The sequence below is a fragment of the Salmonella sp. 741265116_PST genome (assembly GCF_046567715.1).
Classification (GTDB): Bacteria; Pseudomonadota; Gammaproteobacteria; order Enterobacterales; family Enterobacteriaceae; genus Salmonella; species Salmonella enterica.
The window spans coordinates 175,590-200,215 of sequence record NZ_JBKFPH010000002.1; the positions used below are offsets into that span (position 1 = coordinate 175,590).

The 24,626-nt window shown below is 54.1% G+C and carries 22 protein-coding genes; 4 read left to right on the forward strand and 18 right to left on the reverse strand.

All coding sequences use genetic code 11. The features are described from left to right. Positions 1-274: 274 nt before the first annotated feature. The 10 genes from nth to blr form a co-directional block, all read right to left on the reverse strand. Positions 275-910 (reverse strand): endonuclease III, encoded by a 636-nt coding sequence (gene nth / locus ACLD11_RS02235; RefSeq protein WP_001030318.1) that lies wholly within the window; start codon positions 908-910, stop codon positions 275-277. Then, positions 910-1,602 carry an electron transport complex subunit E gene (locus ACLD11_RS02240; protein WP_001289628.1) on the reverse strand — a complete coding sequence of 231 codons (693 nt, stop codon included), beginning with the start codon at positions 1,600-1,602 and terminating at the stop codon, positions 910-912. The genes nth and ACLD11_RS02240 overlap by 1 nt, the downstream gene beginning before the upstream one ends. A gap of 2 nt (positions 1,603-1,604) precedes the next feature. Then, a complete protein-coding gene (gene rsxG, locus ACLD11_RS02245) occupies positions 1,605-2,225 on the reverse strand; it encodes an electron transport complex subunit RsxG (RefSeq protein WP_411014477.1) in 621 nt (206 codons plus the stop codon). A 3-nt stretch (positions 2,226-2,228) separates the two neighbouring features. Further along, positions 2,229-3,287 carry an electron transport complex subunit RsxD gene (gene rsxD, locus ACLD11_RS02250; protein ID WP_411014478.1) on the reverse strand — a complete coding sequence of 353 codons (1,059 nt, stop codon included), beginning with the start codon at positions 3,285-3,287 and terminating at the stop codon, positions 2,229-2,231. Then, positions 3,288-5,309, reverse strand: coding sequence for an electron transport complex subunit RsxC (gene rsxC, locus ACLD11_RS02255; RefSeq protein ID WP_411014479.1), 2,022 nt, complete (start codon positions 5,307-5,309; stop codon positions 3,288-3,290). It abuts the gene before it with no gap. After that, a complete protein-coding gene (gene rsxB / locus ACLD11_RS02260; RefSeq protein ID WP_183059162.1) occupies positions 5,302-5,880 on the reverse strand; it encodes an electron transport complex subunit RsxB in 579 nt (192 codons plus the stop codon). Before rsxB ends, rsxC begins: the two co-directional genes overlap by 8 nt. Then, on the reverse strand, positions 5,880-6,461 hold the full coding sequence (gene rsxA / locus ACLD11_RS02265; protein WP_000133179.1) for an electron transport complex subunit RsxA: 582 nt from the start codon (positions 6,459-6,461) through the stop codon (positions 5,880-5,882). Before rsxA ends, rsxB begins: the two co-directional genes overlap by 1 nt. A gap of 76 nt (positions 6,462-6,537) precedes the next feature. Beyond that, on the reverse strand, positions 6,538-6,978 hold the full coding sequence (locus ACLD11_RS02270) for a DUF2569 domain-containing protein (RefSeq protein WP_079944747.1): 441 nt from the start codon (positions 6,976-6,978) through the stop codon (positions 6,538-6,540). A gap of 88 nt (positions 6,979-7,066) precedes the next feature. After that, the gene (ydgT, locus tag ACLD11_RS02275) at positions 7,067-7,282 is read right to left on the reverse strand and encodes a transcription modulator YdgT (RefSeq protein WP_000217946.1); all 216 of its coding nucleotides are present in this window, start codon (positions 7,280-7,282) and stop codon (positions 7,067-7,069) included. A gap of 297 nt (positions 7,283-7,579) precedes the next feature. Further along, positions 7,580-7,705, reverse strand: coding sequence for a division septum protein Blr (blr, locus tag ACLD11_RS02280; RefSeq protein WP_001708800.1), 126 nt, complete (start codon positions 7,703-7,705; stop codon positions 7,580-7,582). A 207-nt stretch (positions 7,706-7,912) separates the two neighbouring features. On the opposite strand from blr, the gene ACLD11_RS02285 reads away from it, so the two are divergent. Beyond that, the gene (locus ACLD11_RS02285; protein WP_411011225.1) at positions 7,913-8,953 is read left to right on the forward strand and encodes an oxidoreductase; all 1,041 of its coding nucleotides are present in this window, start codon (positions 7,913-7,915) and stop codon (positions 8,951-8,953) included. 74 nt (positions 8,954-9,027) lie between these two features. On the opposite strand, the gene add is transcribed toward ACLD11_RS02285, so the two are convergent. From add to malX, 3 genes are all read right to left on the reverse strand, one after another. Continuing rightward, positions 9,028-10,029, reverse strand: coding sequence for an adenosine deaminase (gene add, locus ACLD11_RS02290; RefSeq protein WP_000565565.1), 1,002 nt, complete (start codon positions 10,027-10,029; stop codon positions 9,028-9,030). 217 nt (positions 10,030-10,246) lie between these two features. Further along, positions 10,247-11,419, reverse strand: coding sequence for a MalY/PatB family protein (locus ACLD11_RS02295; RefSeq protein ID WP_023220686.1), 1,173 nt, complete (start codon positions 11,417-11,419; stop codon positions 10,247-10,249). A 9-nt stretch (positions 11,420-11,428) separates the two neighbouring features. Next, the gene (gene malX / locus ACLD11_RS02300) at positions 11,429-13,021 is read right to left on the reverse strand and encodes a maltose/glucose-specific PTS transporter subunit IIBC (RefSeq protein WP_000208903.1); all 1,593 of its coding nucleotides are present in this window, start codon (positions 13,019-13,021) and stop codon (positions 11,429-11,431) included. 172 nt (positions 13,022-13,193) lie between these two features. Here malX and ACLD11_RS02305 point away from each other — a divergent pair, with 172 nt between their 5' ends. Further along, a complete protein-coding gene (locus tag ACLD11_RS02305; protein ID WP_411014480.1) occupies positions 13,194-14,222 on the forward strand; it encodes a Mal regulon transcriptional regulator MalI in 1,029 nt (342 codons plus the stop codon). Between the two features lie 57 nt (positions 14,223-14,279). On the opposite strand, the gene ACLD11_RS02310 is transcribed toward ACLD11_RS02305, so the two are convergent. Together ACLD11_RS02310 and manA are read right to left on the reverse strand one after the other, a co-directional pair. After that, complete coding sequence (locus ACLD11_RS02310) at positions 14,280-15,788, reverse strand: YdgA family protein (RefSeq protein ID WP_017441033.1); 1,509 nt, start codon at positions 15,786-15,788, stop codon at positions 14,280-14,282. Between the two features lie 102 nt (positions 15,789-15,890). Then, positions 15,891-17,066, reverse strand: a complete 1,176-nt coding sequence (gene manA / locus ACLD11_RS02315) for a mannose-6-phosphate isomerase (RefSeq protein WP_001170618.1) — start codon at positions 17,064-17,066, stop codon at positions 15,891-15,893. A 199-nt stretch (positions 17,067-17,265) separates the two neighbouring features. Between manA and fumB the strand changes: the two genes are divergently transcribed. Together fumB and fumC are read left to right on the forward strand one after the other, a co-directional pair. Continuing rightward, positions 17,266-18,912, forward strand: coding sequence for a class I fumarate hydratase (gene fumB / locus ACLD11_RS02320; protein WP_000066609.1), 1,647 nt, complete (start codon positions 17,266-17,268; stop codon positions 18,910-18,912). Between the two features lie 167 nt (positions 18,913-19,079). Beyond that, positions 19,080-20,483, forward strand: coding sequence for a class II fumarate hydratase (gene fumC / locus ACLD11_RS02325; RefSeq protein WP_411014481.1), 1,404 nt, complete (start codon positions 19,080-19,082; stop codon positions 20,481-20,483). Here the strand turns inward: fumC and tus are convergent. The 3 genes from tus to ACLD11_RS02340 all read right to left on the reverse strand — a co-directional run bounded on the left by tus (position 20,480) and on the right by ACLD11_RS02340 (position 24,604). Further along, positions 20,480-21,409, reverse strand: a complete 930-nt coding sequence (gene tus, locus ACLD11_RS02330) for a DNA replication terminus site-binding protein (RefSeq protein WP_411011229.1) — start codon at positions 21,407-21,409, stop codon at positions 20,480-20,482. The genes fumC and tus overlap by 4 nt on opposite strands. Positions 21,410-21,484: 75 nt before the next feature. Continuing rightward, positions 21,485-22,786 (reverse strand): two-component system sensor histidine kinase RstB, encoded by a 1,302-nt coding sequence (rstB, locus tag ACLD11_RS02335; protein ID WP_411014482.1) that lies wholly within the window; start codon positions 22,784-22,786, stop codon positions 21,485-21,487. A gap of 111 nt (positions 22,787-22,897) precedes the next feature. After that, the gene (locus ACLD11_RS02340; RefSeq protein ID WP_411014483.1) at positions 22,898-24,604 is read right to left on the reverse strand and encodes an amidohydrolase; all 1,707 of its coding nucleotides are present in this window, start codon (positions 24,602-24,604) and stop codon (positions 22,898-22,900) included. Positions 24,605-24,626 lie beyond the last annotated feature (22 nt).

The following is a 24,626-nucleotide window of genomic DNA, read 5'->3' on the forward strand; positions in this document are numbered from 1 at the left end:
GCAGAGTAATGTTTTGTAGTGAAAACGGGGCGTCAGTCTATCCGGTTGTAAATGTAACCTTAGGTGTCATTAAATTTTACATGAAGTTATCAAAGTGATCCTGATCACGGATAGATAGAATTTTTTGCGATTAAAAAAATGATTAACCTGACGTGGAGGGAAAACGAAAGCACATTACATCAGAAAAAGGACAGAGACTGGAATGATTGATGGCTAAAATAGATCCAGGCCGCAGGTGGGAGCGCGCTGGCGTGACGGACGCGCTCCGGGCATATCAAATATCGACTTTTTCTTTGTATTCGCAAAGGTCTTCAATGAGGCAGGACCCGCAGCGGGGTTTTCGGGCGATACAGGTATAGCGGCCATGCAAAATTAACCAGTGATGGCAGTCCACTTTGAACTCATTCGGCACCACTTTCAGTAATTTCTCTTCTACCTGCTCGACATTTTTACCCGGTGCGAACTGTGTTCGGTTGCATACACGAAATATATGCGTATCAACGGCGATGGTCGGCCAGCCGAAGGCGGTATTTAGCACCACGTTAGCGGTTTTACGCCCCACGCCGGGAAGCGCTTCCAGCGCCGCCCGATCCTCCGGCACTTCGCCATTATGCTTGTCCAGTAAAATACGGCAGGTCTTAATCACGTTTTCCGCTTTACTGTTAAATAAACCGATGGTTTTGATATAGGATTTCACGCCTTCTACGCCCAGTTCCAGCATCGCGGCTGGCGTATTGGCGACCGGGTAAAGCTTGGCGGTAGCCTTGTTCACGCTGACGTCGGTTGCCTGCGCGGAAAGCAACACGGCAATCAGCAACTCAAACGGCGACGTGAAATTGAGTTCCGTTGTGGGGTGCGGATTGTTGTCGCGCAGGCGCGTCAGAATTTCCAGCCTTTTTGCTTTGTTCATCAGACTTTCCCTGTTTCACCTGCCGGAACAGCGGAAGGCGCGGTTTCGGCGCGGCGTTTCTTCATTTTTTCATCAATAAGATATTTTACCGCCAGCATGAGCCCCAGACCGATAAACGCGCCTGGCGGCAGCATCGCCAGCAGGAAAGGCGAGTCGGTGTGAAATATCTCGACCCGTAATACTTTTGCCCAGCCTCCCAGCAGGCTATCCGCGCCATCGAAAAGCGTACCATTCCCGAGGATCTCGCGCAGTGAGCCCAGTACGAACATCGCGCCTGTCGCGCCCATGCCGATGGAAAAACCGTCCAACGCGGAAAGCCACGGTCCTTTTTTCGCGGCAAACGCTTCGGCGCGACCAACAACAATGCAGTTCGTTACAATCAGCGGAATAAAAATCCCTAAAGACTGATACAAACCGAACGCATACGCATTGATCAGCATCTGTACTGCGCTTACCACCGAGGCAATGATCATAACGTAAATCGGGATACGGATTTCTGCCGGCGTCCAGCGACGTAGTGCGGACACCGTAAGGTTGGTCAGCGTTAATACCAGCGTTGTGGCCAGACCCAGCCCCAGAGCGTTGGTTGCCGTAGACGTCACCGCCAGTAAAGGGCACAGGCCAAGTAGCTGCACCAGAGCAGAGTTATTTTTCCATAACCCCTGAACAACAATGTCTTTTATTTCGCTCATGGCTATTCTCCACAGGCGGTTAAATGGGGGAGCTGAGAGGGCAGTGATTCGGCGTACAGCCCGGCGCGTTTAACCGCATTCACTATGGCGCGCGGCGTTATTGTCGCTCCGGTAAATTGATCAAAATCACCGCCATCTTTTTTCACCGCCCAGTGCGTATCATTTTCACCGCTGATGGTTTTACCGCTAAAGTGGGTAATCCAGTCAGACAAACGGCGCTCAATTTTATCCCCTAACCCTGGCGTCTCATGATGTTCCGTCACACGCGTCCCCAGGACGGTACCGTTGAAATCTGCGCCAACAATAAGCTGGATAGCGCCGGAATAGCCATCTGGGGCGGTGGCCTCAATGATGGCCGCTACGGGTTTATCATCCTTGCGAGCGATAAAAACACGGTGTGTGCCTTTGCCGAGGGCGGGCGCATCGACCAGATAACAGCTCTCTTGCAGATTATTATTGTAACGATCTGGCGGCAATACCTGATCGAACAGGGCATGCTGTTGTTGCAGCGCTTGTTCGTGGATGGTTGATTTTGTCATCTGATTAATCACCGCGGTCAATCCCGTAGAGCCTGCGGCAAAAAGCGCCAGCGTAATACCGTGTTTACGAATCGTTTTCAGCATGGTTTATCCTTTGCGATGTCCATAGACGCGGGGGCGCGTGTAGTAGTCGATCAGAGGAACCGTGATATTTGCCAACAGGACAGCAAAAGCAACGCCGTCCGGATAGCCACCGAAGCTACGAATCAGCCACACTAATACCCCAGCCAGCGCGCCGAAAATTAAACGTCCACGGTTGGTCGTGGAGGCGGTAACCGGATCCGTTAAGATAAAAAATGCGCCCAGCATGGTGGCGCCTGACAGCAGATGAAGCTGCGGCGAGGCCAGCGTAGCGGGCGAGAAAAGCCAACCTAACGCGGCGCATAGCGCCAGCGTCAGCAGAAAACTGACCGGGATATGCCAGCGGATGGCTTTTTGCCACAGCAGGAATACGCCGCCGACAAGCCAGGCGAGGTTAACCCACTGCCAGCCCACGCCAGCCAGCGCGCCGCTGTATATCGGGTACTGCATGATTTGCTCAACGGAGTGCCCGGCGCGCAAGGACGTTTTAAACGTATCCAGCGGCGTCGCCTGGCTGATACCGTCAATACCGATACGTAGCAGCGTCATATCGCCGCCGCTGGCGGTATGCCCGGTAAAAATCATCCGCAACGTGTCCAGCATATCGGGCGTTGTTGCGGCTATTTCATAAGGCGGCAACCAGCTTGTCATTTGCACCGGAAAGGAGATTAATAGCACCACGTAGCCGATCATGGCCGGATTAAAGGGGTTTTGTCCCAGCCCGCCATATAACTGTTTAGCGATAATAATGGCGAATCCGGTTCCCAGCACGACCATCCACCAGGGCACAAGCGGAGGGATGCTGACCGCCAGCAAAAGCCCCGTCAATAACGCGGAATAATCCTGCAGGTGACTGGCGACCGATTGTTTGCGCAGCCTGAGGACAATGGCTTCTGCGACGAGCGCCGTGATAGCAGCCAGAACGATCTGGAAAAGCGTTCCCCAACCAAAAAACCACGTCTGCGCGGCAATCCCCGGCAGAGCGGCGACTAATACCAGCAACATGATTCGCGATGTCTGGCGCTGGTTATGGGTATAAGGCGAGCTTGCGATTCTGAATACCATTTAATCCTCGTTAACAACCTGCTGCTGTGCTGCTTTTTTTGCCTGAACGCGGGCGATCGCCGCAGCAACCGCGGCTTTGCGCGGGTCGACCGGTTCGGCTGGTTCGCTTCCGGCCTGCTGCTCCTGCTTACGGGCTTTGGCGCGGGCGATAGCCGCTTCCACCGCGGCTTTGCGCGGATCGACCGGTTCGGCAGGTTCGCTTCCGGCCTGCTGCTCCTGCTTGCGGGCTTTGGCGCGGGCGATAGCCGCCTCCACCGCGGCTTTACGCGGATCGACCGGTTCGGCAGGTTCGCTTCTGGCCTGCTGCTCCTGCTTGCGGGCTTTGGCGCGAGCGATGGCCGCCTCCACTGCGGCTTTACGCGGGTCGTCGCCGGGTATCGCGCTGTCAGCCATCGGATGAGCGGCTTGTTTAGCGCGCGCTTGCGCTTTACGCGCTTCACGGGCCGCGATAACGGCGCTATTGTCTGGCAGACTACCCGCCTGAATAACCACCGGTTGCGTGGCCTGCGCCTGTTTCTCTTTTACCCGCGCCAGTGCAGCGGCAATGGCATCCTGATCTTTTGCCGCTGGTTGTATCGCTGCGCTCTTATGACGTGCAAGGCGGGCGGCTTTTTCGCGCTCCAGTCTTGCCTGACGAGCCTCAAAACGCGCTTTGGCTTCGGCGGCGCGTTTTTCTTCAAGCCTGAGCGCATTAATCTCCGCTTTTTCCTGACGGAAATATTGGACGAGCGGAATATTACTCGGGCAGACCCAGGCGCAGGCGCCGCATTCTATACAATCAGCAATATGGTGAGCGGTAGCCTTGTCATGCTGCTGCCCTTTGCTGAACCAATAAAGCTGCTGCGGTAAAAGGTCGGCAGGGCAGGCGTCAGCGCATGCGCTGCAACGAATACAGCTTTTCTCTTCCTGAGGCGCGCCCATTTCAGTCACGGATGGCGCCAGCAGGCAGTTGGTGATTTTTACGACCGGTACGTCAAGCCAGGGAAGGGTGAATCCCATCAACGGGCCGCCCATGATGACCATCTGGTCAGCAGAAGGGCAGAACCCGGCATCGTTAAGCAAATGACGAACGGGAGTGCCGAGCCGCGCCCAGACGTTACCCGGACGGCTTACCGCTTCACCCGTTAAGGTGACAACGCGTTCTGTGATCGGTTCGCCGTCAACCACGGCGCGTTTAACGGCATAAGCCGTACCGACGTTTTGCATCAGCACGCCAATATCAGAGGAGCGCCCGCCGTGGGGAACCTGTTTTCCCGTCAGTATTTGGGTGAGCTGTTTTGCGCCGCCGGAAGGGTATTTGGTTGGGATCACACGTAACGAAATGTCGTGAGCGTCAGCCAGTACGGCGCGCAGCATGGAAATAGCCTGCGGTTTGTTATCTTCAATGCCGATTAATACCTCACGCGGTTGCAGAATATGCGCCAGGATGCGAATACCTTCCACAATCTGCGCGGCGCAGTCCTGCATCAGACGATCGTCCGCCGTAATGTAAGGTTCGCACTCTGCGGCATTGATAATAAGCGTGGTGATTTTATCGCCGCCGCCCTGCAATTTAACGCCGGTGGGAAAGCCTGCGCCGCCAAGCCCGGCAACGCCATACTGATGAATGCGTTCAATGAGCGCTTCACGGCTGTGGGCGCGGTAATCAGACCAGCCCTCGCGTTCAATCCAGCGGTCCTCGCCGTCGGCATCAATGATGACGCTTAACTCCGCCAGCGCCGAAGGATGCGCCGTCGAGTGGGGGGCAATAGCGATAACCGTCCCGGAGGTGGGCGCGTGTACCGGCAGCATTCGCCCACGTCCACGGGTAAGCGCCTGGCCGCGTAGCACGCGATCGCCGACGCTAACGCACAGCTCGCCCTCAGCGCCAATGTGCTGTTTTAAGGGGATAACGAAGCACGGCGCTAAAGGCACCTGGCGCAGCGGCGTGCCGTTTGACTGGGTCTTCATTTCGGGCGGATGAATACCACCGTCGAAATCCCAGATTTTATCTTTTCTGAAAGCGGAAAATAGTTTAAGCATGTTGTTCCACGGGAATGATGCGAACGGGAATGGTGTTCAAATCCCATTTCCAACTGTCGGGCGTCTCATTCACCGGACGTAATTCGATGCAGTGCGTCGGACACGGATCGACGCACAGATTACAGCCAGTACAGAGATCGCTCATGACCGTGTGCATGGCGCGCGTTGCGCCAACGATGGCGTCAACCGGGCAGGCCTGAATGCATTTTGTGCAGCCAATGCAGTTATTTTCATCAATAACTGCCAGCATACGTACTGGCGCGACCTGCTGTTCTTCACCATCGCATGGTTGCGGCTCTACGTTTAGCAGCTCTGCCATTTTCAGCATGACGGCTTCGCCGCCGGGCGCGCAACGATTGATTTTCTCGCCCTGGAGGCCCACGGCTTCGGCGTAGGGGCGGCAGCCGGGATAGCCGCACTGACCACACTGACTCTGCGGCAAAATCGCATCGATTTTTTCAACAACCGGATCATCTTCAACCGCGAATCGGCGGGAGGCATAACCCAGAATGGCGCCGAACACCAGACCCAGAAGGGTCAGGGCGCCAACGGCAATCCAGATAGTATTCATTACAACTTCACCAAACCACTAAAGCCCATAAAGGCCAAAGACATTAATCCTGCGGTAATCAATGCTATCGCGTTACCACGAAAAGGGGCGGGCACATCCGCCACGGCAAGGCGTTCGCGGATGGCGGCAAACAGAACCATCACTAATGAAAAGCCGACGGCGGCGGAAAATCCGTACAGCGCCGACTGAAGAAAGTGATGACCGAGATTAATATTCAGTAACGCTACGCCCAGAACCGCACAGTTAGTGGTAATCAGTGGTAAGAAGATGCCTAACAAGCGGTATAACGCCGGGCTGGTTTTCCGCACAACCATTTCGGTAAATTGCACGACCACAGCAATGACGAGGATAAAGGCCAGCGTCCGCAGATAAATCAGATCCAGCGGAATAAGTATCCAGGTGTCGATAAGCCAGGCGCATATCGACGCCAGCGTCATGACAAAGGTCGTCGCGAGGCCCATCCCCATGGCGGTTTCCAGTTTTTTGGATACGCCCATAAAGGGACAAAGGCCCAGGAATTTGACCAGTACAAAGTTATTGACCAGTACAGTTCCGACAAAGAGCAGCAGGTAATCAGTCATGTTTCGGCCTGAAATAAAAAAGCCGCCTATTATCTGTCAAACTACCACAGGCGACAACAGGTTAACTGTAGGGTTATTACGGATTAACAAACGTTGTTTTGACGCGCGCTGAACGTTTGAGATAAGGCACAATGAGCGCCGTCGCCAACAGTGGGAAGAGTAACTGACGCACGGCAAAGGCATCTGAGACGGGCGAAAAGGCAAATGCTTTAACCGCCAGTAACACCGACACCAGCAGCCAGATAATGTAATGCTTCGGCACGCAGCGTCTGCGCTTGAAGAATGCGATCGTCAACCACAGGGTATAGTACCACATGGCGATAGCGGTAATAAATGAAATGCCCCATAGCAGTAAATTACCGGTTTCCTGTCCGCTAAGCGTCTTGAACGTTTGCGGTGTGGCAAGCGCCATAACGTAGAGTAATAACGCCAGCGAGGTGCTCAACAACGCGACTAACAGCCAGGCTAACGGGCCAAGAAGCCAGCCTCCAATTCGTTGTGGCGGTGTTGTAGTCATATCTTCTCCGGGGTTACGCGCATTAACGGTCATGCCGCTCATTTTGGGGCAAATATTATAAGGTTTTTGATGTTAAACGCTACTTTCTTTATTGCACATAGCGCCAGACGGATTGCGGAACCTGACCTACATCAAACAGGCGTCCTCCGGAAACCAGTTCGGCACGGCGGTGATCTGCAGCGCGATACATATTAACAATGTCCATGTCATCAGTAAGGGTATAGTTAAGGTGGTCGAACAGTTTTTCCAGACTTTCGAGCGAACTAATTTTGCGGAATTTTAATAGATAATCCTGAACAGTCATATAAAGTTGATCCATATTAAATATAATGCCAACGGAGTAGTCACTGATAAAAAATAAACAAAACCGCACCAGTGAGAGGTCAGGGGTGCAGGTAAAAAGGGAATATTCTTACCGGTAAAGAGTCAGGCGCCACATGGCGCCTGGGGCGAAAGGTTAACGCGCTTTCCTACAACAGGCAATAAACGTCAGACCAGATAGGACATATTTCGTTTTTTTTGCCGGTTTTTGACTTTTCTTTGCACCCCCCGGGGCGCCGCTTACCGTACCACGCGAAAATGCCTTTACATTATCTGACGCTTACTTCTTCTGGACGGAAGCCGTGGGCTCTGGTGGTTGGTAATTGTCAATATGGTTGGCAATACCTAAAAGAATGACTGAGATAACGAGAACTATCCACCCAGTTAATTCAATAAGACGATTCATTATTGACGACATTTGCTTTGATTTATCCATAAACACAGGGGGTAAATGTTACTTTCCTGGCGAGCGGTCGGCAAGAGGGAGGGAAACGATTTCAGCCTCTGTTCTGTAACAAGTTAATCATTTGATGCTACGTTGATGGTCAGGACGCTATTGCGGCTAATCGCACGATGGTGTGGAATAGCGATATCTAAAACCGGAGGCAGTGAGATGAATGACAAAATCCGCGTTGGGTTAATCGGTTATGGCTACGCCAGTAAAACCTTTCATGCGCCCTTAATTATGGGAACGCCAGGGCTAGAGCTTGCGACGGTATCCAGCAGCGATGAAACAAAAGTGAAAGCAGACTGGCCGGCGGTCTCCGTGGTCTCTGAGCCCCGACACTTATTTAACGATCCGCATATCGACCTGATCGTGATCCCGACGCCCAACGATACCCATTTCCCGCTGGCGAAAGCTGCGCTGGAAGCCGGTAAGCATGTGGTGGTTGATAAACCCTTTACCGTGACACTGTCACAGGCGCGAGAATTGGATGCGCTTGCGCGGAGTACTGGCCGGGTACTTTCCGTCTTCCACAACCGACGCTGGGACAGCGATTTTTTGACGCTGAAGGCCTTGCTGGCGGATGGCGTGCTCGGCGAGGTGTCCTTGTTTGAATCCCACTTTGATCGCTTCCGTCCCCAGGTGCGCGACCGCTGGCGCGAGCAAGGCGGGCCGGGAAGTGGTATCTGGTACGATCTGGCGCCGCACTTGTTGGATCAGGCCATTCAACTTTTTGGCCTGCCGGTCAGCATGACGGTGGATTTAGCGCAGCTGCGTCCGGGCGCGCAATCTACAGATTATTTCCACGCGATTTTATCCTACCCCCAGCGCCGCGTGATTTTGCACGGTACGATGCTGGCCGCGGCGGAATCCGCGCGATACATCGTTCATGGTTCGCGCGGTAGCTATGTTAAATATGGCCTCGATCCCCAGGAAGAACGGTTAAAAAACGGCGAGCGTTTACCGCAGGAAGACTGGGGATACGACATGCGTGACGGCGTATTGACCCTGGTTGAGGGAGAGACGCGCAAAGAAGAGAACTGGCTTACGTTGCCGGGTAACTATCCGGCATATTATGCCGCCATCCGCGATGCGTTAAACGGTAACGGTGAAAATCCCGTGCCGGCAAGCCAGGCGATTCAAATTATGGAGTTGATTGAACTGGGCATGGAATCGGCAAAACATCGCGCGACGCTGTGTCTTGCCTGAGATGTCGCATTTCTCCGCCTGTGATAGCATTAAACCGCAGGCGGAGAGAGGGCGTTAGCATCAATAAAGCAATTTTACGCCGCGGCCACTTTTTCGCGCAGCGCACGTTTTTCGCCATCGCTCAGAAAGGCGATTTCCAGACCGTTAATCTGCGCCTGGCGAATCTGTTCGCGGCTCAATCCTGCCGCTGGCGCGGCGACGTGATATTCATGGATAATATCTACGCCCTGAACAGCCGGATCGTCCGTATTAAGACTGGCGAGAACGCCATGCTCAAGGAAGGTTTTGAGCGGATGGTCTGCCAGCGATGCGACGGTACTGGTCTGAATATTCGAGGTCAGACAGGATTCAATACCGATACGCTGCTGTGCAAGAAAATCCATTAACGCGCGATCTTCGACAGCTTTTACGCCATGTCCGATACGTTCGGCCCCCAGTTCGCGAATCGCCTGCCAGATACTTTCCGGCCCTGCGGCTTCGCCAGCGTGAACGGTAATATGCCAGCCCGCATCGCGCGCCCGATTAAAGTGCGACAAAAACAGACTGCCGGGAAAGCCCAGCTCATCACCGGCTAAATCCAGCGCGGTGATTTTCTCTCTGTGCGCCAGCAGCGCATCAAGCTCCTGTAAACATGCCGCCTCGCCGAAGGTACGGCTCATAATGCCAATGAGTCGCGCCTCGACGCCAAACGTGTTACAGCCGTCGCGTACGCCGTCGATAACGGCTTCAACCACGCCTGCGATCGGTAACTGATGCGCCATCGCCATATAGCCGGGCGAAAAGCGAAGCTCGACGTAATGCAGGCCGTTACGTGCGGCATCTTCAATATTTTCAAAGGCCACACGGCGGCAGGCGTCAAGCGATGCCAGGACTTTTACCCCCCAATCGAGCTTCGTGAGAAAGCTCACTAAATCGGGTTCGGTTGAGGTGACCTGGACATGCGGAATCAACGTTTCCAGCGTTTGGGCGGGAAGGGCGATGTTGAACTGCCGACCAAGATCCAGAATTGTTTGGGCGCGAATGTTGCCATCAAGGTGGCGGTGGATGTCAGTCAAAGGAAGCGTAATATCAATCATGGGCGCACTCAATTTTTAATAAAAGTGCGCACCATTATACTACAGATTGATAATCCTCTGGAAATTTTGCAAAAACGGAGTCATTACGTTGCAACTTCGCGAGAGCGCGGGAGAAATTTTGTATCATTCTCTTTAACGCGCCCCCAGTCAGCTCACGGGGGTTGTCTCTGTTATCGCATCTTAGGATAAAGGGTCAGCCCACCGCTTGTAGACAGTATCAGCGAACGGTGCGGATAGCGTTAATCAATCCGTTGACGCCTTTTTCAAGTTTCAGGCGAGGGCATCCGGCATTCAGACGCACAAATCCCCGGCCTTCGGCGCCATAGGTATCGCCGGGCATAATGGCGACTTTCTCCTGATGAATGAGCGTGTGCTGTAATTTTTGATCGTCAATGCCGAGTGAACGGAGATCAATCCAGGCCAGATAGGTCGATGGCGGCGCTTGCCAGTTCAACGTCGGAAAGGCGCCATTCAGCGCCTGCTCAATATAGCGCATATTAGCCGCCAGCGAGGCGCGTAACGCATCCAGCCACGGCGCGCCGTGCTGATACGCGGCAATATGCGCCGTGAGCGAGAGCACCGCTGGCGAAGAGAGGCCGTCGCGCCCTTTTAAGGCGGCCAGGTAGCGTTCACGGCTTTCACTATTTTCAATGATTCCATAAGCGCCGGTTAATGCCGGAATATTGAAGCTTTTCGAGCCGGAGGAGAGCAGCGCCCAGTCTCCGCGCGCGACATTGCTCCAGGGAATATGCGGCTGGTTTCCCCATACCATATCCATGTGAATTTCATCGGAAATCACCCGTACGCCATGGCGCTCGCACAGCGTTGACATCGTTTCCAGCTCGTCACGCGTCCACACTTTACCGGTGGGATTTTGCGGACTGCACAGCAGCAGGATTTTGCTTTCCGGACGCGCCAGCGCCGCCTCCAGTTTGGCCATATCGCAATACCAGGCGTTGCCTTCTTTCTCCAGTGGGACGGGAGTGACGATGCGATGGTTGCCTTCAATCGCCTTATAAAAAGCATCGTAAGCGGGGGTATGAACTACCACGCCATCGCCTTCGTTGGACCACTGGCGGATAAGCTCGGACGCCATATAGATAACGGAGGGGCCGTATACGAGGGAGTGGGCATCTATCGTGGTCTGATGGCGTGTCGCAAACCAGTGGGTAATCGCCCCTAAAAACGCCTCATTTTTCCAACGGCTATAGCCCAGCACACCGTGGGAAAGGCGCTGGTTTAGCGCCTCCAGGATACACGGCGCGGTGGCAAAATCCATATCCGAGATCGTAAAGGGGAGCAGATCGGCCTCGCCAAAACGATCGGCGACATAATCCCACTGCGTACACCATGTCCCGCGACGGTCAACTTCCTGTGAAAAATCGAACATATCTCTTCCTTATGCCTGAACGGTATTCATCAGACCAACCATTTCATCTTTTACCGACTGAACCTGCGGGCCGATAACCACCTGCAAATTATGCTGATTGAGCTGTACGACGCCTATCGCACGATTGTCCTTCAATGCCTGGACATCGACAAGCGACATATCTTTCACGGACAGACGTAGACGGGTGATGCAGTTGTCCAGACTCACGATGTTTTCCGTGCCGCCTAATGCCGCCAGGATAGCAGGCACGTTGTAGCCGGATTTTCCTGGCGCGCCAGCGATCGCTTTTTCAATGCTGGTGGCGATCTCCGCTTCGCGCCCCGGTGTTTTGAGGTTAAAGCGTGTAATGGCGAAGCGGAAAATGAGGTAGTAAACCGCAAACCAAATCGCCGCCACTACCGGCACCAGATACCATTTTGTTGACAGACCATGCAGGATGCCAAACACCACAAAGTCAATAATATTGCCATCCGTATTGCCGATAGTGACGCCGAGAATAGCCATGATGGTAAAGCCCAGTCCGGTCAGCAGAGCATGAATAACGTACAGCACTGGCGCCACGAACAGGAACAGGAATTCCAGCGGCTCCGTTGTACCGCCGACAACGCAGGCGATTAAACCGGAAATCAATAATCCTTTAATTTTAGGGCGGTTTTCTGGACGGGCACAGTGGTACATTGCCAGCGCGGCGCCCGGCAACCCACCGAGAAACGCCGGCATTTTGCCTTGCGATAAGAAGCGAGTGGCGCTTTCAGAGAAGCCGTGCGTCGTTGGGCAACTGAGTTGGGCCTGGAAAATAGTCAATGCGCCGCTCACGGTATGCCCGCATACCTCTTGCGTACCGCCCGCCTCGGTGAAGCGAATCAGCGCTACCAGAATATGGTGCAGACCAAAAGGCAACAGCAGACGCTCGCCGGTGCCGAAAATCATCGGTCCAAAGTCGCCGGCGCTATTGATGATATGACCCAGTCCACTAATTCCCATCGCAAAAACCGGCCAGACGAGCGGGATAACCAGGCCGACAAGCCCCATCACAACGGCGGAAACGATAGGTACAAAACGCGTACCGCCGAAAAAGGCCAGCGCATCCGGCAAACGAATGGTATGAAACCGTTCATGCAGCATCCAGACAATAATACCAGCGATAACGGCGCCGAGGATGCCGGTGTCGATAGAGGGGATGCCCAGAATATTTTGTACGTTATTGGCTTTCAGCACCGCCGCATCGGTGGTCGGCAGAATGCCTTTTGCCGTGAGCCAGAAGTTGACTGCGAGATTCATGACCGCATAACCGACAAACCCGGCAAATGCGGCGACGCCTTTGTTTTCCCGCGCCAGACCGAGCGGAATCGCGATACAAAACATCACCGGCAGGAAGCTAAAGGCAAAAGAACCTACTTTACTCATCCAGGTGAAGATAGCCTGTAGCAAGGGATTACCCAGCACGGGGAGCAGGGTGATAACGTCGTGGCTACTGAGCGAGCTGCCGATACCGAGCATAATGCCGCAGAACGAGAGTAAGGCGACGGGCAACATAAACGTTTTGCCCAGTTGCTGGAAAAATTCCCATAGCGTTATTTTTGGCGTGGTTTTCGTCGTCATCTAACGACTCCTTGTTAATAAAGGCCGGTGTCAGGTTATGATGGCGAAAAGATAAAACGTTTTATCAAATTTTAGTGCGGCATTAATCACATTACTGACCGATAATAACGCGTATAAAGATAACGGATAGGTAAAACGTTTTATCTGTCAGATTCTGGAGCGATTTGTTGATATGGCTATCGCCAAAAAAATCACTATCCACGATGTTGCGCTGGCGGCTGGTGTGTCGGTGAGCACCGTTTCCTTAGTGCTGAGCGGCAAGGGGCGAATATCGGCCGCGACCGGCGAGCGCGTGAACGCGGCAATTGAACAACTGGGTTTTGTGCGTAACCGCCAGGCGTCCGCGCTGCGTGGCGGGCAAAGCGGCGTTATCGGTTTGATCGTGCGTGATTTATCGGCACCCTTTTATGCCGAATTGACCGCCGGGTTAACGGAAGCGCTGGAAGCGCAAGGCCGTATGGTTTTTCTCCTGCACGGGGGGAAAGATGGCGAACAGCTAAATCAGCGTTTTACCATGCTGCTTAATCAGGGCGTGGATGGCATGGTGATCGCCGGTGCGGCGGGCAGTAGCGAAGCGCTGAGAGCGCAGGCCGACGCACAAGGAATTCCGGTCGTGTTTGCGTCACGCGCCAGCTATCTTGATGATGCGGATACCGTTCGGCCTGACAACATGCAGGCGGCGCAGCTCCTGACGGAGTACCTTATTCGTCAGGGCCATCAGCGCATCGCCTGGCTGGGAGGACAAAGCGCATCTTTAACCCGCGCGGAGCGCGTGGGCGGCTATTGCGCGACGTTGTTAAAATACGGTCTACCGTTTCACAGCGAGTGGGTCGTGGAATGCGCTTCCAGTCAGAAACAGGCAGCAGAAAGCATTACCGCGCTGTTGCGATACAATCCGACCATTAGCGCTGTCGTTTGTTACAACGAAACCATTGCGATGGGGGCGTGGTTTGGCCTACTGAGAGCCGGACGACAGAGTGGCGAGAGCGGTGTCGATCGTTATTTCGAGCAGCAGGTGTCGCTGGCGGCGTTTGCTGATGTGGCGGAGAACGCCCTCGACGACCTGCCGATTATCTGGGCCAGTACGCCGGCGCGAGAAATAGGCTATACCCTGGCCGAACGAATATTGCAGCGTATTGCTCACGAGGAGCACCATGTGCGGAGTCAAACGATAGCCGCTCGCCTGGTAACGCAAAAGTAGAGGCTGCGCGTCGTTCGGCGCAGACCGGGTGCAGCGTCGCGACACCCGGCAAGGCGATTATTGTTGAGGCAGCGCCGGAACGTCCGGAACGGAAAGCGCCGGCATCCCAAACAGGCCGACAAAGTCTTCCAACGGCATTTTTTGTCCGTTGAGCGTGATCTGGCCATTGGCGTACTGCAAACTGGAGGCGATAGTATTATCCTTCAGCGTTGTCAGTCGGAACATCTGACCCATTGCGGACAGCCCCTGCACCTGTTGTTTTGCCAGTTTTTCCGCATCATCCTGCTGATAGCCTTCCAGCTTTGCTATCTGCGTCATAAACTCGACCGCCATGTCCATCGGAATTGCCAGTTTCGCATCCAGCGATTTCACGGAGCGGTCGACTTCCTGCGCCAGCGTTTGCGGTTGTGCCGTTGTGGTTGCCGGATCTTTGAGGAACAGCGACAGATTCAGCGTGGTTTCCCCTTTGGCGTTTTTCCAGCTAAGCGGCGCCAGGGTCAGTACCGGATCGCCTTTTAACAGCACGGGGAGAGCGCTAAAGAACGCTTCAGTGACTTTTTGCTGATAAAGCTCAGGATTCTGCGCCACGTCCGGCTGATTCAACAGCGCCTGCGTTTGCGCATGATATTGCTGACTAAACTGGTGCCAGGCTTCGCCGTCGATTTGACCGACTTTCAGCGTTAATTTACCGCTGCCCAAATCCTGATTCTGCACTTTCAGGCTGTTAAGCGAGTAATCTAACTGGCTGTTAATGGTTTTTCCGTCGTTGACGAGATCGGACTTGCCGGCAATTTCCATCCCTTCCAGCACCGCCATCTCTTTACCCTCAATGGCGATGGACAGTTTATCCAGCGTTAACTTTTGGTCGCCTACACGCTCGCCAAAGCTTGCCAGCTTACTGGTACCGTCTGTTTTCAAATTATTAAAGGTGAGTTGGACCTTCTGATTATATTCGTTAACGGCATCGACCAGGCCGCTCTGCGCTTCGCCTGACAGCGAAACCACATTACCGTCTTTATCGGCGTTAAGCTGGAACTCGCCGCCGCTAAAGGCGACCTTTTCACCGGCATTCTCGTAGTTTAACGGCTTGAGAGAGATATCGGAGCGGGTATCGCCGCCATAACCAATGCGGGTATTGATAACAAAGGGCGTATCGCCTTTCGCGATATCAAAGAGGGGTTTTGCCGCATCGTTATTCACCAGGGTGGTTTTTACCGACGCCATAGAAGGGATCAGATTGAGCGTTTTAAGCTGGGCGAGCGGGAAGGGGCCATGTGAAACGGACTCGTCCAGCACAATGCTTTGCCCGGGCTTCAACCAGGTATTGTCTGCGCCGGCAACCGGTTTGACAACCAGTTGCAGATGGCTACTGAACACGCCACGCTGGTAGTTTTGATAACTTAATTCGACACCGGCCTCCGGCGCAGTACGCTTGAGCTGTTCATTGGCCTGAGTCACCATTTCTGAAAGATGGTTCTCCAGCTTTTTCCCCGTATACCAGGCGCCGCCTGTCCAGACGATGCCAAGTGCAATCACTACACCTGCAGCTACCAGTGTTTTTTTCATATCAATTGTCCATAAAAATGAAACCAGGCGGATTAAACCGCCTGGAGGAGTTTTACGTCTGTTATAAGCTTAGCAAGAGTTGTTAAAAAATTCAGTACGTTGCTACAGCTTGTTATAAACACGCGCTAAACGGCCCGTGCCGCTGGCGTTAACCGGAGACTCATCCGCGCCGATAAAGGCCGATTCACCCGGCTTCAGTACCAGACGCTGTTCATCTTTACGTAACACCGCCTCACCCTCAACGCAGAACAGAATCGCGGCGCTGTGTTGGCCGATACTCGTCTCCTGAAGCGCCAGGTCGTGCAGTGAAAAAGCAAAATCGTCAACCGGAATTGGGAAGTCCAGCTCCGCGCCGCTTTTCACCGGGGCAGTCAGCAACTCGCCGGCAGGTTTAGGCTCAAACTTCACGTTCGCGACCAGTTCAGGAATGTCGATATATTTTGGCGTAAGGCCAGCGCGCAGAACGTTATCGGAGTTTGCCATGACTTCCAGCGCAACGCCCTGCAGATAAGCATGAGGCGTTTCGGCAAACAGGAACATCGCCTCGCCGGGATTCAGTTTGACCACATTCAGCAATAAAGGAGAGAAAAGCCCGCTGTCGTCAGGATAATACTCTGAAATCACGCGGATCGTTTGCCACGGTTCGCCTTGCTGGCTGTTAAGCGCCGCTTTGAGCACGGCTAACGCGCGGGATTTTTCTTCGCCTTGCATATTCAACAGGCTGGCGAAAAGCTGGCTCAGACGTTCAGCATTCGGCGCCTGCAAAAAGTGGGCGATAGCGGAATGCGCGCCGGCGATAGGTTGCAGTAAAGAGACAATGTCAGAAAATTCGCGGAACGCGTTCATCGCCAGGAAAGGCGTCAGGGCAAAAACCAGCTCTGGTTTATGGTTAGGATCTTTATAGTTCCGCTCTGCGGCATCCATGGGGATACCCGCCGCATTTTCTTTCGCGAAACCGATTTCGGAATTGCGCTTATTCGGGTGCACCTGAATAGAGAGCGGCTGCGCGGCGCACAGTACTTTAAACAGAAACGGCAGTTCGCCGAAACGGTTGGCTACCGCTTCGCCCAGCATGGCGGTTTTATTCTTTTCGATGGCGTCACGCAGGGAGACGGTTTCGCCGTTGGCGGTGGTGATTCGCGAGCTGCTTTTGGGATGCGCGCCCATCCAGAGTTCAGCCATTGGCTGCTGCTGCGGATTGGCGATGCCATAAAGTTCCGTTAACGCAGTTTTACTTCCCCAGGCATAGTTTTGCACTGAGTTAATGAGTTTTTGCATTATCAAGCCCTGTTTCAATGTGGAGATCAATGGGAGGTATTAAACCAAGAAACCCGCATGAAGTAACCTCCGCGCGTAAAAAGTCGTACTTGTCTCAGTTTTTGTTAAAAAATTGTGTAGGATAGTGTTACTCGCTTTGAGTCGGGCAATGGAACACCTGCCCAGAGAATAACCATACCGAGCGGTAAGTGAGAGCACAATGTCAAACAAACCCTTCTTTTATCAAGACCCTTTTCCCCTCAAAAAGGACGATACCGAGTACTACTTGTTGACCAGCGAACATGTTTCCGTCGCCGAATTCGAAGGACAAGAGATCCTGAAAGTCGCGCCGGAAGCGCTAACGTTGTTGGCGCGTCAGGCCTTCCACGATGCGTCTTTTATGTTACGTCCCGCGCATCAGCAGCAGGTGGCGGATATTCTGCGCGATCCGCAGGCCAGTGAAAACGACAAATATGTCGCGCTGCAATTCCTGCGAAACTCCGATATCGCGGCCAAGGGCGTGTTGCCCACCTGCCAGGATACCGGTACGGCCATTATTGTTGGCAAAAAAGGCCAACGCGTCTGGACTGGCGGAGGTGATGAAGCGGCGCTGGCTCGCGGCGTATATAACACCTATATCGAAGATAACCTGCGCTATTCGCAAAACGCGGCGCTGGATATGTACAAAGAGGTCAATACCGGTACTAACCTGCCGGCGCAGATCGATCTCTACAGCGTCGATGGCGATGAATATAAATTCCTCTGTATCGCTAAAGGCGGCGGATCGGCGAATAAAACCTACCTCTATCAGGAGACAAAAGCGCTACTGACGCCGGGTAAGCTCAAAAATTATCTCGTCGATAAGATGCGTACGCTGGGCACCGCCGCCTGTCCGCCGTATCACATTGCGTTTGTCATTGGCGGCACCTCGGCGGAAGCGAACCTGAAGACCGTTAAGCTGGCCTCGGCAAAATACTATGATGCGCTACCAACCGAAGGCAATGAACACGGGCAGGCCTTCCGCGATATTGAGCTGGAAAAAGAATTGTTGCTTGAGGCGCAAAATCTTGGCTTAGGCGCGCAGTTCGGCGGCAAATATTTCGCTCACGATATTCGTGTCATCCGATTGCCGCGCCACGGGGCATCGTGTCCGGTAGGTATGGGCGTGTCCTGCTCCGCGGATCGAAACATTAAAGCGAAGATCAACCGGGAAGGGATCTGGATCGAGAAGCTGGAGCGCAATCCCGGTAAATATATTCCTGAGGCGCTGCGCCAGGCGGGAGAGGGCGAGGCGGTGCGCGTTGATCTTAACCGTCCCATGAGCGAGATACTGCAACAACTGTCGCAGTATCCGGTATCAACACGCCTGTCGCTGAACGGCACGATTATTGTGGGCCGCGACATCGCGCACGCTAAACTGAAAGAACGGATGGACAGAGGCGAAGGTTTGCCGCAGTACATCAAAGATCATCCTATCTATTATGCGGGGCCGGCAAAAACGCCGGAAGGGTACGCCTCCGGGTCGCTTGGGCCGACTACCGCAGGACGGATGGACTCTTATGTTGATCAGCTCCAGTCGCAGGGCGGCAGTATGATCATGCTGGCGAAAGGCAACCGCAGCCAGCAGGTGACCGATGCCTGTAAGAAACATGGCGGCTTCTACCTGGGCAGTATCGGCGGCCCGGCAGCCGTTCTGGCGCAGGGCAGTATCAAGCGCCTGGAGTGCGTGGAATATCCTGAACTGGGTATGGAGGCTATCTGGAAAATTGAAGTGGAGGATTTTCCGGCCTTTATTCTGGTGGATGATAAAGGTAACGATTTCTTCCAGCAGATTCAGTCATCGCAGTGCGCGCGCTGCGTTAAGTAATGTCGCCGCCCTGCGGGGCGGTAACATGATTCGCTATTTTGCCGGAGAACGGCGCAAGCGCCTTATCCGGTCTACACCGTTGTGTTGTTATCGTTAATACTCATAAGACCGCAAACATGTGAGCAATGTCGACACATGATCTCATCAACTTGAGTAAGGAGCAGGTAATGGTAACGGTACGCCGCGAGAAAGATTCAATGGGCGCGATTGACGTCCCGGCAGATAAACTGTGGGGGGCGCAGACTCAACGTTCGCTGGAGCATTTTCGGATTTCCACGGAGAAAATGCCCGTCTCGCTCATTCACGCTCTGGCGTTGACCAAGCGTGCCGCTGCGAAGGTCAACCAGGACTTAGGGTTGTTGGCGGCGGAAAAAGCCAGCGCGATTATCCAGGCGGCTGATGAAGTGCTGGCGGGAAAACATGCTGATGAGTTTCCGCTGGCGATTTGGCAGACCGGGTCCGGTACGCAAAGCAACATGAATATGAATGAGGTGTTAGCGAACCGCGCCAGTGAAATTTTGGGCGGCGTTCGCGGTATGGAACGCAAGGTGCATCCCAATGATGACGTCAATAAGAGTCAAAGCTCAAACGATGTGTTCCCAACCGCCATGCACGTGGCGGCGTTACTGGCGTTACGCGAACACCTCATCCCGCAATTATCTGCATTAACGGATACGCTTCGCGATAAATCCCACGCTTTCGCCGATATTGTCAAAATTGGCCGTACTCACCTGCAGGACGCGACGCCGCTCACCTTAGGCCAGGAGATTTCCGGTTGGGTAGCCATGCTGGAACATAACCTCAGGCACATTGAGCACAGTTTACCGCACGTCGCGGAACTGGCGCTCGGCGGAACCGCAGTAGGGACAGGGCTTAATACCCACCCGGAATATGCCCGGCGCGTGGCCGAGGAACTGGCGACGATTACCGCGGCACCGTTTGTTACCGCCCCGAATAAATTCGAAGCGCTGGCGACCTGTGACGCGTTGGTACAGGCGCATGGCGCATTAAAAGGGCTGGCGGCCTCGCTGATGAAAATCGCCAACGATGTTCGCTGGCTGGCGTCCGGTCCGCGCTGCGGCATTGGCGAGATTGCTATCCCGGAGAATGAGCCAGGCAGTTCCATTATGCCTGGTAAAGTGAACCCGACCCAGTGTGAAGCGGTAACGATGCTATGTTGCCAGGTGATGGGTAACGATGTGGCCATCAATATGGGGGGCGCATCGGGCAACTTTGAGCTCAACGTCTATCGTCCGATGGTTATTCATAATTTTCTGCAAACGGTGCGCCTGCTGGCCGATGGCATGGCGAGTTTCAATCAACACTGTGCGTCAGGAATCGAGCCAAACCGCGAGCGTATTACGCAGTTGCTGAATGAGTCGCTGATGCTGGTCACTGCGCTCAATACGCACATCGGTTACGATAAAGCGGCGGAGATTGCGAAGAAGGCGCATAAAGAAGGGCTGACCCTCAAAGCCTCAGCCGTGGCATTAGGATACCTTAGCGACGAGGAGTTCGACGCCTGGGTACGTCCGGAGTTAATGGTTGGCAGTATGACGCCGGGACGTTAATCCGCCACATACAGGTGCAGTCGCGGAATAATCAGTCGCAGTGGCTGCGCCTGTGGTTTAAAACGGTGCTGAATATTATCGGCGTCATAGTTTTCCAGCCCGCCAATATCCGGCACGCCAGCGCCGCTGTCCGTGTTGATTAACGCGATAATCGGCGTGGGGCAGGCGTGTTGCACCTGTTTCTGCTGGCCTTTATACCAGATGCGGGCGATCGGCTGTACTTTAACCGGACGCTTAATCTTGAGTCGGGCCTGCTGCGGTAAGGCAGCGATATCCTGATATTCCCGTTCCAGCTTGAATTGCCATTGTTCGCGCGTCCACGGCGGGACGCTGCGCGGCGACGCGAGGCTTTTTTTCAACTGGCTCAGAACCTCATCCCGGCTTAAATTTTTAATAATATGTTTATTTGCCCAGCCGAAACGTATGGTAGCGGGGTTATTGATAAGCGTCAGCGTGCGGTAAGCGTTCAGCGTAATTAAGCCGGGTAGATGCCGATGCACCCACTCAAAACGTGCCGCTGAGGGAAGACCGGACTCTACCGTAACCATCTGCTCGAAGGTGGTTTTCAACTGGTTAATGCGCTGTATCTGATTTTCCAGATCTAACTGTGTCGCATTATCCACTTGATAGCATAAGACGCCAGGCAGGCGGACGGCGGCTTTACTGCTGCGGTTTTCGGACTGCTGTTGAATAAACAAATGGCGATAGTGACGTAGCGCCAGCGCTTCGGCCTCTTTCCCCAGATGTTGCGTTACCTCGATAGTATCCAGCGGCGCATGTTCCGCCTCTTTGGTCACCTGCGGCAGTGAAAAAACACGGGCGATAAGTAGCGAATGCTGCTGTAGATTATCCGTCAGCGCCGCCAGGTGTTGTTCTATCTGGCGAAAAGTGCCATTCAGGCGTTCAACGAGATCGTAGCGGGACATGGTATTACTCACTTTAGTTACAACATACTATCTGTATAGCATAGTTCCCGCCGCTCAACCAGCGTGCAAAATACGTCAGGCAGCGGTCATGTCGGGCATCGCGTGCCAGATCGGCCAGCGAAAGCTAAATTTTGCGCCGCCCAGTTCGCTCTCGTCACAGACGACGCTACCGCCCATCGCCAGGGCGATAGAGTGTACGATGGCGAGTCCAAGCCCGCAGCCGCCTGTCGCCCGGTCTCTACTGGGGTCGAGTCTGACAAAAGGTTCAAATACGCGCTCTCGCGCATCCGCTTCAATGCCGGGGCCATCATCTTCGACTATCAGCGTTGCCTGACTACCGTCGAGTAACAGACTGACCTGAACGGTGGTATGACTGTAGCGCAACGCATTATTCAGCAGGTTATCCAGCACTCGCGACATTAACCGCATATCAAGCGCGCCATAATCGCCGATTACAGATGTGAGAAGGTTTACGGCGCGTTCCGGGTTCACGCTCTGCACATCCTGCAAATGCGCGAGCAACCAGGCGGGGAGGTCGGGTTCGGTCAACATCAGTTCATTTTGCGGCCGGTCAAGGCGCGCATAGGTGAGCAGTTCTTCAATTAGCGCTTCCAGTTGACCAATATCGCGATTGAGCGCCTGTGATTCCGGCGGTGTCAGATTTTCACTCATTTCAAGCCGATAGCGTAAACGTACCAGCGGCGTGCGAAGCTCGTGGGCGATACCGTCAATCAGCTGTTTTTTACTGGCGATCAGAGCATTAATGTTATCTGCCATCTGGTTGAACGCGACACCCAGACGTTCGAAACTGGAGCCATTATCGAAGTGCAGGCGTTCAGTCAAGTGACCCTCGCCAAAGCGCTGCGCGGCGGATTCGAGCCTGAGCATTTCTTGCCAGTGCGGGCGCATCCAGATAAACACAGGAAAGGCGAGAGAAAAGGCAATGAGCGCCATTAAGGCGATATCCAGCAGTCGCATTTGATGCAGGAAATAGAGATAGGGAACCGGGCCGACCGCCAGAACGTAATGGCTGCGCGGGATACGCTGAATAAAGGTGTATTGATCATCAAGCGCGACGATATCGCCTTCACGCAGCCGCTGCGTGGTGGCGGCATCAAGCTTATAGTGATTTAACGGTTCAACGCGTAAATCGAAAGAGAGGTTCAGGTCCATCTCTTTTAACGTTTTCCCCCATTCACGCGGCGGAATTTCCCGCAGTTCGCTGCGCATCAGATAGAGCGAACTTTTCATCAGATCGTCGAGCGATTGCCTGCCCGCGCGTTCGGCGGTGAATTTGTACACCAGTCCGACCAATAACGTCATGACCAGAAAACAGACGAACAGCAAAAGGTAAAACTGCACAAACAGCTTTTTCATCAACGCCCACCGGATCTCAATACATTAGCTCTATCGCGGCGCTGGCGGAAAAGATTTCCCGTCAGCGCCGCTGGTGGGTTATAAAAGCAGGCTTTGCGTCAACTGACAACCTCATTGTCCGGCGTTAAGGTCCGGACTTTCGTGAACAATGCGTCCATCGACAAGCGTCAAAACAGCGCGAATGGTATTAATTCTGTCTTCCGGCATCGTCATAAATGGCTGATTGAGTACCGCCAGATCGGCCTGTTTTCCGACGCTAAGCTGGCCCCGGTGTTGTTCGGCAAAGGCGAGCCAGGCGGCATGACGTGTATATAACGCTAGCGCTTCCAGACGCGTGAGCCGCTCGCTGGCGGGTTTACGCACGGAACCGCCTGACGCTATACCGGTGATATGATATTCGATAGCGTGCCAGACACCGGCAATGCCAATACGCGTCGAATCGGTGCCGCCAGCGACGACAAGCCCTTTATCCAGCGCCAGTCGAACCGGCGGCGAATTGTCCGTCGCGCCGGGTGGATTGGCGTCACGGATGGCAAGCCCCTCAAAGTAAGGCCCCATTTGCACCGTGTATGCCAGGCCGAGCTTACGCATTCGCTCAAGCGTCTGTGGCGAACCGGTATTCAGATGCGCAATAGACCAGCGGAGAGGGCGCAGATCGTACTGCTGCGCTACCTGCTCAAAAATCGTCAATATCGCGTCGGCGCTGTCATCGGTATAGGCGTGGATCTCAAGCGGTATTCCCCGTTTTGCCGCAAACGTCGCGACCTGGCGAAGCGCGGTTTTGTCCTGCTCTGAGGAAGAAAATCCTGGGGCCATCCGCACGCCGTCATTCATTCCGGCCACCAGGCTTTCTCCCAGGCCAAGAAAAGCCAGTTGTCCGTCATCGGCACGCGCCGGGCGAAAGGCCATCAGGTTGCTGAACCACTGTGCTTCATGACCTTTCGCTTCCGGCTGTACCGGAATGCGATACCCCACGCGCAGCGGTAAATCCCCCTGGTTTCGCATTGCAAATAAAGGCTCATAAGCGGCGGCAGGCCCGGCAGAGGGGTCAATGATGCCGGTCACGCCGCGAGCGTTCATATCAGCGAAAAATTGCCGCAGACCACCCTCGCGATCGGCGTTACTACTTATGCTGGCAAAAAGCTGATTGAACGCTGCGATGCCACCAAATAATTTCCCCGTGGCGCTACCTTTTGCGTCGCGCTCTACGCGGATTCCCGCTAAATCAGGAGGAGGGGTGTTGTTAAGGCCAAGTACGTCTATACCGCGCTGATTCACTAACGCATAGTCGTAAAGATACTGAATATAAGCCGGATGATCGGGAAGGGCGTGGCTCAGTTCGGCTACCGTCGGCGCCCGGTTTTCTGCAAATTGCGCCGGTATCCACGATCCCACTACGGCTACCCATTGATCGTGGGGACGACGGTTAGCGTCGGCGCGTAATTTATCCAGCGCGTCTTTAAGCGAAGGGCTGTCGTACCAGTAGGTTTCGAATGTCCAGGTTTGTCCGCCGCGAATGGCGTGAATGTGGGTATCGGTCAGGCCGGGTATCACGGTTTTACCCTGTAAATCGATGGTACGGGTATGGTCGCCGCGCCATTCATTTGTCGCCGTATCATCGCCAATCGCCACAATCCGCGAGCCGAAAATCGCCAGCGCGCTGGCCTGCGGCTGGGCATCATTCAGAGTGATGATATTACCATTATGCAAAATAATATCCGCTGCCGGGCGGGCGGCGGTGGCTGCGCCTGTGGCCGTGAGCAGAAAGAGAAGCGCGGTTCTGGAAATCAGAGACGGGACGAGACTGATCATTAGCATGTTCCTTTTGTCAGGCGATAAG

Coding starts and splice junctions, on each gene's coding strand:
- ACLD11_RS02340 (WP_411014483.1), bottom strand. CDS start 24,604: ATGCTAATGATCAGTCTCGTCCCGTCTCTGATTTCCAGAACCGCGCTT.
- tus (WP_411011229.1), bottom strand. CDS start 21,409: ATGTCCCGCTACGATCTCGTTGAACGCCTGAATGGCACTTTTCGCCAG.
- add (WP_000565565.1), bottom strand. CDS start 10,029: ATGATTGATATTACGCTTCCTTTGACTGACATCCACCGCCACCTTGAT.
- manA (WP_001170618.1), bottom strand. CDS start 17,066: ATGCAAAAACTCATTAACTCAGTGCAAAACTATGCCTGGGGAAGTAAA.
- malX (WP_000208903.1), bottom strand. CDS start 13,021: ATGACGACGAAAACCACGCCAAAAATAACGCTATGGGAATTTTTCCAG.
- blr (WP_001708800.1), bottom strand. CDS start 7,705: ATGAATCGTCTTATTGAATTAACTGGGTGGATAGTTCTCGTTATCTCA.
- ACLD11_RS02295 (WP_023220686.1), bottom strand. CDS start 11,419: ATGTTCGATTTTTCACAGGAAGTTGACCGTCGCGGGACATGGTGTACG.
- nth (WP_001030318.1), bottom strand. CDS start 910: ATGAACAAAGCAAAAAGGCTGGAAATTCTGACGCGCCTGCGCGACAAC.
- rsxC (WP_411014479.1), bottom strand. CDS start 5,309: ATGCTTAAACTATTTTCCGCTTTCAGAAAAGATAAAATCTGGGATTTC.
- rstB (WP_411014482.1), bottom strand. CDS start 22,786: ATGAAAAAGCTGTTTGTGCAGTTTTACCTTTTGCTGTTCGTCTGTTTT.
- rsxA (WP_000133179.1), bottom strand. CDS start 6,461: ATGACTGATTACCTGCTGCTCTTTGTCGGAACTGTACTGGTCAATAAC.
- fumC (WP_411014481.1), top strand. CDS start 19,080: ATGGTAACGGTACGCCGCGAGAAAGATTCAATGGGCGCGATTGACGTC.
- ydgT (WP_000217946.1), bottom strand. CDS start 7,282: ATGACTGTTCAGGATTATCTATTAAAATTCCGCAAAATTAGTTCGCTC.
- rsxG (WP_411014477.1), bottom strand. CDS start 2,225: ATGCTGAAAACGATTCGTAAACACGGTATTACGCTGGCGCTTTTTGCC.
- ACLD11_RS02270 (WP_079944747.1), bottom strand. CDS start 6,978: ATGACTACAACACCGCCACAACGAATTGGAGGCTGGCTTCTTGGCCCG.
- rsxD (WP_411014478.1), bottom strand. CDS start 3,287: ATGGTATTCAGAATCGCAAGCTCGCCTTATACCCATAACCAGCGCCAG.
- ACLD11_RS02305 (WP_411014480.1), top strand. CDS start 13,194: ATGGCTATCGCCAAAAAAATCACTATCCACGATGTTGCGCTGGCGGCT.
- fumB (WP_000066609.1), top strand. CDS start 17,266: ATGTCAAACAAACCCTTCTTTTATCAAGACCCTTTTCCCCTCAAAAAG.
- ACLD11_RS02240 (WP_001289628.1), bottom strand. CDS start 1,602: ATGAGCGAAATAAAAGACATTGTTGTTCAGGGGTTATGGAAAAATAAC.
- rsxB (WP_183059162.1), bottom strand. CDS start 5,880: ATGAATACTATCTGGATTGCCGTTGGCGCCCTGACCCTTCTGGGTCTG.
- ACLD11_RS02285 (WP_411011225.1), top strand. CDS start 7,913: ATGAATGACAAAATCCGCGTTGGGTTAATCGGTTATGGCTACGCCAGT.
- ACLD11_RS02310 (WP_017441033.1), bottom strand. CDS start 15,788: ATGAAAAAAACACTGGTAGCTGCAGGTGTAGTGATTGCACTTGGCATC.